This window comes from Exiguobacterium sp. s143, assembly GCF_018618895.1.
GTDB classification, from domain to species: Bacteria; Bacillota; Bacilli; order Exiguobacteriales; family Exiguobacteriaceae; genus Exiguobacterium_A; species Exiguobacterium_A abrahamii.
This window is the reverse complement of record NZ_JACSMX010000002.1, coordinates 492,554-501,966: the sequence shown is the minus strand read 5'-3', so window position 1 is coordinate 501,966 and position 9,413 is coordinate 492,554. Positions and strand designations below refer to the sequence as shown.

General features: G+C 48.0%; 8 protein-coding genes. 1 reads left to right on the top strand and 7 read right to left on the bottom strand.

Annotation, left to right across the window (positions count from 1 at the left end; translation table 11 throughout):
* Positions 1–44: 44 nt before the first annotated feature.
* Positions 45–1,523 carry an AraC family transcriptional regulator gene (locus KNQ03_RS10775; protein ID WP_214724620.1) on the bottom strand — a complete coding sequence of 493 codons (1,479 nt, stop codon included), beginning with the start codon at positions 1,521–1,523 and terminating at the stop codon, positions 45–47.
* A 237-nt stretch (positions 1,524–1,760) separates the two neighbouring features.
* A complete protein-coding gene (brnQ, locus tag KNQ03_RS10770; protein WP_058705093.1) occupies positions 1,761–3,101 on the bottom strand; it encodes a branched-chain amino acid transport system II carrier protein in 1,341 nt (446 codons plus the stop codon).
* Positions 3,102–3,469: 368 nt separating this feature from the next.
* Here brnQ and KNQ03_RS10765 point away from each other — a divergent pair, with 368 nt between their 5' ends.
* The gene (locus tag KNQ03_RS10765) at positions 3,470–4,348 is read left to right on the top strand and encodes an AraC family transcriptional regulator (RefSeq protein ID WP_149427073.1); all 879 of its coding nucleotides are present in this window, start codon (positions 3,470–3,472) and stop codon (positions 4,346–4,348) included.
* 147 nt (positions 4,349–4,495) lie between these two features.
* Here KNQ03_RS10765 and KNQ03_RS10760 read toward each other — a convergent pair whose 3' ends face one another.
* Genes KNQ03_RS10760 through KNQ03_RS10740 form a run of 5 tightly spaced genes read right to left on the bottom strand, consistent with a single transcriptional unit; the run spans position 4,496 to position 9,324 of the window.
* Positions 4,496–5,686, bottom strand: a complete 1,191-nt coding sequence (locus KNQ03_RS10760; protein WP_214724618.1) for an acetyl-CoA C-acetyltransferase — start codon at positions 5,684–5,686, stop codon at positions 4,496–4,498.
* A gap of 13 nt (positions 5,687–5,699) precedes the next feature.
* Positions 5,700–6,476: a 3-hydroxybutyrate dehydrogenase gene (locus KNQ03_RS10755; protein WP_214724616.1), complete on the bottom strand. Its 777-nt coding sequence runs from the start codon at positions 6,474–6,476 to the stop codon at positions 5,700–5,702.
* Positions 6,477–6,481: 5 nt separating this feature from the next.
* A complete protein-coding gene (locus KNQ03_RS10750) occupies positions 6,482–7,144 on the bottom strand; it encodes a 3-oxoacid CoA-transferase subunit B (RefSeq protein ID WP_064300169.1) in 663 nt (220 codons plus the stop codon).
* 13 nt (positions 7,145–7,157) lie between these two features.
* Positions 7,158–7,859: a CoA transferase subunit A gene (locus KNQ03_RS10745; protein WP_029341303.1), complete on the bottom strand. Its 702-nt coding sequence runs from the start codon at positions 7,857–7,859 to the stop codon at positions 7,158–7,160.
* Positions 7,860–7,884: 25 nt separating this feature from the next.
* The gene (locus KNQ03_RS10740) at positions 7,885–9,324 is read right to left on the bottom strand and encodes a GntP family permease (RefSeq protein WP_035398062.1); all 1,440 of its coding nucleotides are present in this window, start codon (positions 9,322–9,324) and stop codon (positions 7,885–7,887) included.
* Positions 9,325–9,413 lie beyond the last annotated feature (89 nt).

Here is a 9,413-nt window from a genome sequence, read left to right as displayed (position 1 = left end):
TAATCATTATCAATGACGAATGACATGGATTTTCTTTTCATTCTTCATGGACAAACAAAACAGTTACTATCGCTGATATATGTATGCAATTGACGTAACATATGCATCCTCCCAAGTGGTCCCCACGGATCCCAATCTACACTGTCTGGGTGAAATATACGCCCCGTCCTAACGGCACGAAGCGTTTTCCACTCCTTCGTTCCTCGAATTCGTTCCACATCTGCAGGTTGACTCCACAGTATGAACAGACCATCCGGATCTAACTGCTGTAATGTTTCTAGGCTGATCGTCATGTAGACGGTATGCGGAAGTCCTTCCACTGCTCGTAGACCGATTTCATTGAACAGAAAATCCAACATCGTATGCCCTGTTCGTCCGTACAGTCTGATTTCTGAGTCTCTGATCCAAATGACGGCCCATGTCACATTCCGATTGAATTCGAATTGTTGCTTCACAACTGATTCAAGTGTCTCGACTTCGTTGATGATATCAGTCGCTCGCTCAAGCATATCGGTTGCCTTAGCAACATCATACAAGTAATCCTTCCAGCAAGTTTGTTTCGAAATATCGATGATCGGACAAGAGGTCAACATAGGTGGTAGTTCACCTCGTATCGGTGTCCGTAAAACGAGATCAAGATTTGATGTCTCAAACCATTCCGGTAAAATCGTTGCTGACGCGTCGTATAGTCGCGTACCTTCGATTTCACTTAAATAGTCTGGCACCCCGTTCGAACGATATTGTGTCGGAAAAGACGGTGCGATGACCGGTTGAATGCCAAGTGCCAATAAGTGATCTTGTAACAACTCTTGACTCCAGATTCCGACCCGTGGAATCAACCGTTTTCGGTACTGACTTGGTGATAGTCCCTCACGTTTTTTAAAGAGACGGCTGAAATAAAATTCATCATTGATTGATACACGTTCTGCGATCTCGGCAATCGTCCAATCTGGATGTGCAATCATCCACTCCTTCGCCCGTTGCATCCGCAATTGATGAAGCAGTTCCTTTGGTGATTGATCGTAGTACTTTTTGAATTGGCGGGAAAACGTCGGCAGTGACATGTTCAACTCACTTGCCAAGTCACTGACTGTTCTTGATCTCCCGAGTTCTTCTAACCACTGGGACGTCACTTCCTCAAACGTCTGCTCATGACGACGTTCACTTAATTGCTCCAGCAGTTGATACAGATAGCGATGCTGTCTAAGAGAACCGGTCATTGTTTCTGGACACCCTTGCATTCGTTCTAAACACTCCACTAGTTCATTCGTTGGTTGTCGGAAGATTGGAAATGCCGTCAGGTCAACCTCTAACTGATACAAGAGACAATGTCCCTCCTGAACGATGAAACGTTCACCTGATTTCTTGACGAAACAGGCTTCTCCCGCCTCTAGACGTTTTCTTTCCGTGTAGGTAATACCAGCCCCTTGTATGACGACGATCAAACTCGGACGTAACGCCAATTGTCCTCCTGTTTGTAACGCATGTTTTCTCACGCGAAATGTATGTAGTGCTTCTGTCATTTTCAACTCACTCCTAAAAAACATTTGCTATCAGATGCTTTTTCCGTATATCAGCTTTGAATGTTTTCAACTGGATGAACATCACCTATCACCCCTTCTAATTGATAATGAATATCATTTTCGTTAACACTATAGCATCATGCTACCGCTTTTTGTCAACAACTGTTGTTAGACTATGTTTCATCGTTACAACAAAAAATCCCTTCACCCAGTGTAATCTGAGTGAAAGGATTTAATTTAAGCCACACGCGACGACGAGTGTGTCTGTGCTGTTTTCTTACCAACGACTGCTCCGATCACTCCGCCAATAATGGCTGGAACGACCCATCCGAGACTGACGGAAGCAAACGGTAATACCACGTCGAACACGTTTGTGACAGCTGAAACGTTGATCTTCGCTGTCTTTAATCCATCAAATAAGCTGACAACGAATGTCATCCACAGCGCCCCTTGATAAACGGCAGGTTTGCCTTTAAAGAGTGGATGCAAGAATGTCAGGAAGATGAGACAGATCGCCAGTGGATAAAGCGTCATCAAGACTGGTTTTGAGACAGCAAGTAATTGATTCAGACCGATGTTCGCGACGAGTGCGCTGAAGACCGATAGACCAATCGTCCATTTGACGTACGAGATTTTTGGCACGAGTGCCGAGAAGAACGCGGCACAGGCCGTAATCAACCCAACACTTGTCGTCATACAGGCGACTGTGATCATCAGACCGAGTAAGATCGCACCGTATTCACCAAAGTAATGATCCGACACAGCCGACAAGATCTCTGCTCCGTTCGCTAGTTGTCCGATTTCCGAGACACTCGAAGCACCCATGAAGGCAAGCGCCGAGTATGTGATTGCAAGCAAGGCTGCTGCGATCAATGACGCTTTCGTACAAATCAAGAGTAACTGTCGCTTCGATGTGACACCTTTTTCCTTGATCGCTGCGATGATGATGATTCCGAAGACGAAAGCACCAAGTGCATCGAGCGTCATATATCCTTCCTGGAAACCGTTAAAGAAAGCATTCGACTGATATGTCTTCAAAGGATTCTGAAAACTTCCGATCGGATGGAGGACAGCGACGACGATCAACAGACCGATGAACGTGATCTTAATCGGTGTCAGTACTTTCCCGACGACATCGACGATTTTCGTCGGATTCAATGATAAGAGACACGCAACCGTGTAGAACAAGACCGTGAAGATGAGCAACGGCCAGTGGCTCGTCGATTCACTGAAGAAAGGCTTGATTCCGATCTCATACGAGACCGTTCCGGCACGAGGAATCGCGAAGAAGGGACCGATCGCAAGATACAAAATGACCGAGAACCCGATTCCGAACGCAGGATGAACGCGTGACGCCATCGCTTGTAAATCGCGTTCCCCTGAAAACGCGAATGCAAGAATCGCAAGCAATGGTAGACCGACACCGGTGACGAGGAATCCGGCATTGGCGACCCAGACATGCTCCCCTGCGAGCTGTCCGAGCATCGGCGGAAAGATGAGATTTCCTGCCCCGAAAAATAAGGCGAAGAGCATCATGCCGATGACGATGATAAATGATGTTGGAACAGTTTTAGACATAATAAACCCCCACTGATGATGATCGACTTCATCTCGCTCCCTAAGCAGATGAAGTACTTCGTTCGAAAGGATAACATACGTTTAAGAGCTCGTGCTAGGAGTTTATCTGGAGAATATTCTGAAAATTGCGCAGAAAGTTTGGTGGAGCTACGGTCCATAGAATTTGTTACGTTTGTGCATCGAAGCATGAAACCGAATTCATAAGTTCATATGACGTAGTAGAACTTCACTTCTTGTCCCAAAAAAGATATTATAATCTAAAATCTTTACAATAATGATTTTTATCAATCGACTTAATTAGTATGTAAAATATCAAGTCTTCTTTGTCAGCAACACTTATATTGAATAGAGAAAGGAGGAGATAAATATTGCTTGAACAATTAAATCAATTGATGCACTATATCGATGAACATTTGACAGAAGAACTATCACCTGAAGATGTGACTCGATTGACAGGGCTATCCGATTATCATTTTCGAAGAATGTTTTCTTATATGTCAGGGATCACATTAACAGATTATATTAAACAACGACGTTTATCAGAAGCGAATCGCGACTTGATTCAAGGCACTTCTGTAACTACGGTCGCCTTCCAGTATGGTTTTCGTTCTGTAGAAGGGTTTTCAAGAGCTTTTCGTAACTGGTCAGGCTATTTACCATCATTTGCCATAAAAAATAAAATTCAAAAAACCTTTCCTCCTTTCACATTTTATTTAGAGATTAAAGGAGGAACTTCAATGGAATTTAAAATCGAGGAAAAAAGTTCATTTTTTATAACAGGTGTTTCTAAACGTGTACCAATACAATTTGAAGGAGTTAATGAATCCATTCTAGAGCTTGCCCAATCCATCACAACGGATCAACGAGAAAAAATGAAAGCAATGGCTGATTTTTATCCTCACCATATATTGAATGTATCTTATGATCATGAGGAACATTTTCAGGAAGAAACCGGTTCACTAACCCATATGTTAGGATATGCTACATCACAAAAATTGAGGGATTCTGATATCGGACTCGAACAACTGTATGTTGATGCTTCGACATGGGTCATTTTCCCGAATCGTGGACCTTTCCCGGCGACTTTACAAGAAACAATGGCTCGTTCATACTCCGAATGGTTACCTTCCTCTGGTTATGAATTGGTTGACTTGCCTGCCATATCCTTTACGATTCATGGTAATGACCCAGAGCAGGTATACAGTGAAGTATGGGTGGCAGTTTCAAAAAAAAATAGCGAAAATTAAGTCTAACACTATATCTAACACTATAATTGTTGGTAAACGAAAAAGCTGTCTTCTCAGTAAACGAAGACAGCTCAAATCTTATATACTCTCTTAAGTCATGAAAAACAAAAGGAGTGTTTTCATTTCTCTGAATTGATCCTATTTTAATTATCCTCTTACAGATTTTACAATTGTCGCAACCCCTTGACCGCCACCGACGCATAACGTCGCAAGACCATGCATCTCACCCGTCCGCTCGAGTTCATGGATCAGCGTAACGAGAATCCGCGCACCACTCGCACCAATCGGATGACCGAGCGCGATTGCGCCACCGTTGCGGTTGAGCTTCTCGTGCGGGAACTGTAGCTCCGCATCGACCGCGAGAGATTGTGCCGCGAATGCTTCGTTCGCTTCGATGACATCGATCTCGTCAAGCGTCAGTCCCGCTTTATCGAGTGCCTTTTGGACCGCTTGGACGGGACCGATTCCCATGATGCTCGGATCGACACCGGACGTTCCATTTGAGACGATCTCAACGAGTGGTGTCACACCGAGTTCTTTTGCCTTTGTCGCGGACATGATGACAAGTGCGGCAGCCCCGTCATTGATGCCAGATGCATTGCCTGCCGTAACCGTTCCGTCCTTTTTGAATGCCGGGCGCAAACGACTGAGTGTTTCGACAGATGTTCCGGCACGTGGAAACTCATCTTGATCAAAACGGATCGGGTCGCCTTTTCGTTGTGGAATTAACACTGGCGTGATTTCCGAGACGAACCGTTCTTCCGCTAATGCCGTCTGCGCTTTTTGCTGACTCGTCGCAGCGAACTGATCCTGGGCTTCGCGGGAGAGTTCATAGGCGTCGGCTAAATTCTCTGCCGTGATTCCCATGTGATAGTCATTAAACGCACACTCAAGTCCATCCTGGATGATCGTATCGACGAGCGGTTGGTCACCCATCTTCAGTCCAGACCGTGCGCCCGATAAGACATACGGCGCTTGGCTCATGTTCTCCATCCCACCGGCAACGATGACATCGGCTTCGCCCGACTTGATCGCCTGATACGCGAGATGGACGGCTGAGAGACCGGATCCGCAGACCTTGTTAACGGTCATCGCTGGACATGTCTCCGGTAATCCGGCAGCGAGTGCCGCCTGCCGTGCTGGATTTTGACCAAGTCCTGCTGAGAGGACGTTACCGAAAAAGACTTCGTCGACGTGATCTCCTGCGACACCAGCTTTTTCAAGTGCTGCGCGGATGACTGTCGCTCCAAGTTCCGTTGCTTTGACGTCTTTCAAACTCCCATTGAAATTCCCGATCGCCGTGCGCGTCGCACTGACGATGACGACTGCTTCACTCATCTGCTCCATCTCCTTATTGAATCGTATATCCTCCATCGAGTACGTTCGCTTGTCCCGTGATGCCTTTTGCTTTGCGGCTCGCGAGGAACAATGCATAATCCGCGATTTCCTCGACGGCGAGCAACCGTTTTTGTGGAACGAGCGGATAGATGACTTCCTCGAGTACCTTCTCAAGCTCGACGTGACGCGTCTTCGCCAAGTCTTCCATCTGATTCCGGACAAGTGGTGTATCGACGTACCCCGGGCAAATCGCGTTGACGGTGATTCCGTGTTCTGCTCCTTCAAGGGCTGCGACTTTCGTCAGACCGAGCAATCCATGCTTCGCCGAGTTATACGCCGCTTTCCCAGCAAAACCGATTAAACCATTGATCGATGCCATGTTAAGAATCCGTCCGTAGCCTTGTTCCTTCATGATTGGAAAGGCATGTTTGATAGCGATGAACGGCGCCGTCAACATGATCTTGATCATCAATTCGAACTTCTCTGTTGGAAACTCTTCAATTGGTGAGACGTGTTGAAGACCCGCGTTATTGATCAAGACGTCGAGTCGACCAAACTGTTCGACCGTCTGCTTCAAGACGGCTTCGACCTGTGCTTCATCAGTGACGTTGAGCGTCATGCCAACCGCTTCATGACCGTCTGCGCGAATCGCTGCCGCAGCCTCTTCTGCTGCTTCTGCGCGAACGTCCGTTACGACGACCTTTGCTCCTGCCGCAGCAAACGCCTTTGAGATTTCAAGACCAATTCCGCTTCCTGCACCTGTGACGAGTACGATATCTTCTTGGACCATCTGCTTCACTCCCCTACCGTCACGCGCTCGAGTTCCGGACTGACCGTGAATCGTGCTTCCGTGACTTGTTTGACGTCTTCGACCGTATGACCATTCAGCGTCTCGATCAAGACCATTCCGTCCGGTGTGAAATCAAAGACGGCCCGGTCCGTAATCAAACGGTTGACGACGGCGCGTCCTGTCAACGGCAAGGTACACGCCTGTTTGACTTTCGATTCGCCGTGTTTGTTGACATGCTCCATGATGATGACGACGCGTTTTGCTCCGTTGACGAGATCCATCGCCCCGCCCATGCCTTTGACCATTTTGCCCGGAATCATCCAGTTCGCGAGGTCACCGTTTTGATCGACCTCCATCCCGCCGAGGATCGCGAGGTCGATGTGCCCACCGCGAATCATCGCGAACGATTCGGCACTGTCGAAGTAAGATGCTCCGGATTGTGCCGTGACCGTTTCTTTGCCGGCATTGATTTCATCGGCATCGACTTCATGATCAAGCGGATACGGTCCGATGCCAAGCAGTCCATTTTCGGATTGCAGCATGACATGCATATCGTCCGGAATCGCATTGGCGATCAATGTCGGAATTCCGATCCCGAGGTTAACGTACATCCCGTCTTCGATTTCCTGAAGTGCGCGTTCAATGATGATCTCTCGTGTCGTTTTCATATCCGTCTCCTCCTCAAGCTTCCCGGACAGTCCGGCGTTCGATGCGTTTTTCATAATCCGTTCCGACGACGATGCGCTGGACGTAGACAGCAGGTGTATGAATCTCATTCGGGTCGAGTTCACCGACTTCGACCAGTTCTTCGACTTCAACGATCGTTACTTTTCCGGCTGTCGCGACGATCGGGTTAAAGTTGCGTGACGTCTTCCGGAAGACAAGATTCCCGAGTCGATCTGCTTTCCATGCCTTGACGATCGCAAAATCACCGACGATTCCTTCTTCGAGCAGATACGTTTTTCCATCGAACTCTTTTTGTTCCTTCCCTTCAGCAATCGGTGTCCCGACGCCAGTTGGTGTATAGAAACCGGGAATGCCAGCTCCACCGGCACGGATACGTTCCGCAAGTGTACCTTGTGGGACGAGATCGACTTCAATCTCGCCACTGAGGTATTGTTGCTCGAACGTCTTGTTTTCCCCGACATACGATGAAATCATCTTCTTGATTTGTCGCGTCTGCAAGAGGAGACCGAGTCCGAAGTCATCGACGCCACAGTTATTACTGACGACCGTCAAATCCTTGACGCCCTTCTCTTGCAACGCGGTAATTGATTTTTCCGGGATTCCGCAGAGTCCGAAGCCCCCTACGACTAGCGTCGCCCCGTCAAAGATGTCTGCTGTCGCTTCCGCGAATGATGCGTATACTTTCCCCTGTTTCATCTGATGATGCCCCCTTTAAAAATCCTTAGTACAAACCAGTCAAACTATACAATCCAATCATCAAGAAGACCGTCACTGTCTTGAGGATCGTAATCATGAAGATGTCCTTATACGACTGACGATGCGTCAGCCCCGTAACGGCAAGTAACGTGATGACGGCACCGTTATGCGGTAACGTATCCATTCCGCCGGACGCCATCGAGATGACGCGATGCATGACTTCCGGTGGCACGCCGCCTGATGTGATGGCTTGCGTATATTTATCCGACATCGCACTTAACGCGATTCCCATCCCGCCTGATGCGGAACCAGTAACGCCGGCAAGCGTCGTCGTCGTGACGGCTCCATTGACGAGCGGATTCGTAAATGTCTCTGAGATCCCGCTTGAGACGGACTTGAATCCTGGTAACGCTGCGATAACGCCTCCGAAACCATACTCAGCACCTGTATTCATGACCGCTAGAAGCGCGCCACCGATACTGACGTTCAAACCAGCTTGGAAGTTCGTCTTGATCTTCGGGAAGTCATAGAGCATCGCTGCGAGAATTCCGATCAATAATGCCATTTGGACGGACCAGATCGCAAGAACGGCCGGCGTCTCAATCTTTCCGAATGCCTCTAAACCGATTGCTGAAAAATCAAATCCTTCCGGATACCATTTCGGAATCGAGAGTGTGAAGACTTTGTTCATGACGGCAACGAGGACGAGTGGGACGAAGGCAAGGACTTGCCGATAGACCGGTTGACGATCCGTCTCGAGCGTCATTTCTGGTTCATTCTTCAACTCCATCTGCGGTGCGGCACTTGCCGCCGTTGCTTCAAATCCAGCGTAGCCTTCCCCTGCTTGATGGGCTTTTTTCTTGCGTGACTCGAGATACCACATACCGACGACTAGGATGAACAATCCACCGACCGTTCCCATGATTGGCGCAGCGTAGATATCTGTTTTGAAGAACGTCGTTGGGATGACGTTTTGAATCTGAGGTGTTCCTGGTAAGGCATCCATCGTGAACGTGAATGCACCAAGGGCGATCGTTCCCGGGATGAGGCGTTTCGGGATGTTCGCTTCGCGGAATAAGTTCGCTGCGAACGGATACACAGCGAAGACGACAACGAATAAGCTGACGCCGCTATATGTAAGAATGGCGCCAAGTAAGACGATAGCAAGAATGGCACGCTTCGCACCGATCATACGGATGATCGTCTTTGCGATCGACTCCGCGATACCGGACATCTCAACGACTTTTCCGAAAATCGCCCCGAGGAGGAAGACCGGGAAGTACGCCTTGATGAAGCCGACCATCTTTTCCATGAAGATATTCGAGAAGAAAGGTAACACCCAATCCGGGTTCGTCAGTAGGACGGCGAACAAGGCACAGATTGGCGCAAATAGGATGACCGAAAAACCACGATAGGCAACGAACATCAATAAGGATAAGGCAAGAAGAATGATGACAAGTTCCATAAGTAGATCTCCTTCGATTTTAGTAAGCGCTTTCATATCGCTTCTTCATCATTTAACAACGCAGTGTCGAAGAGGTCAATTAAATTCCG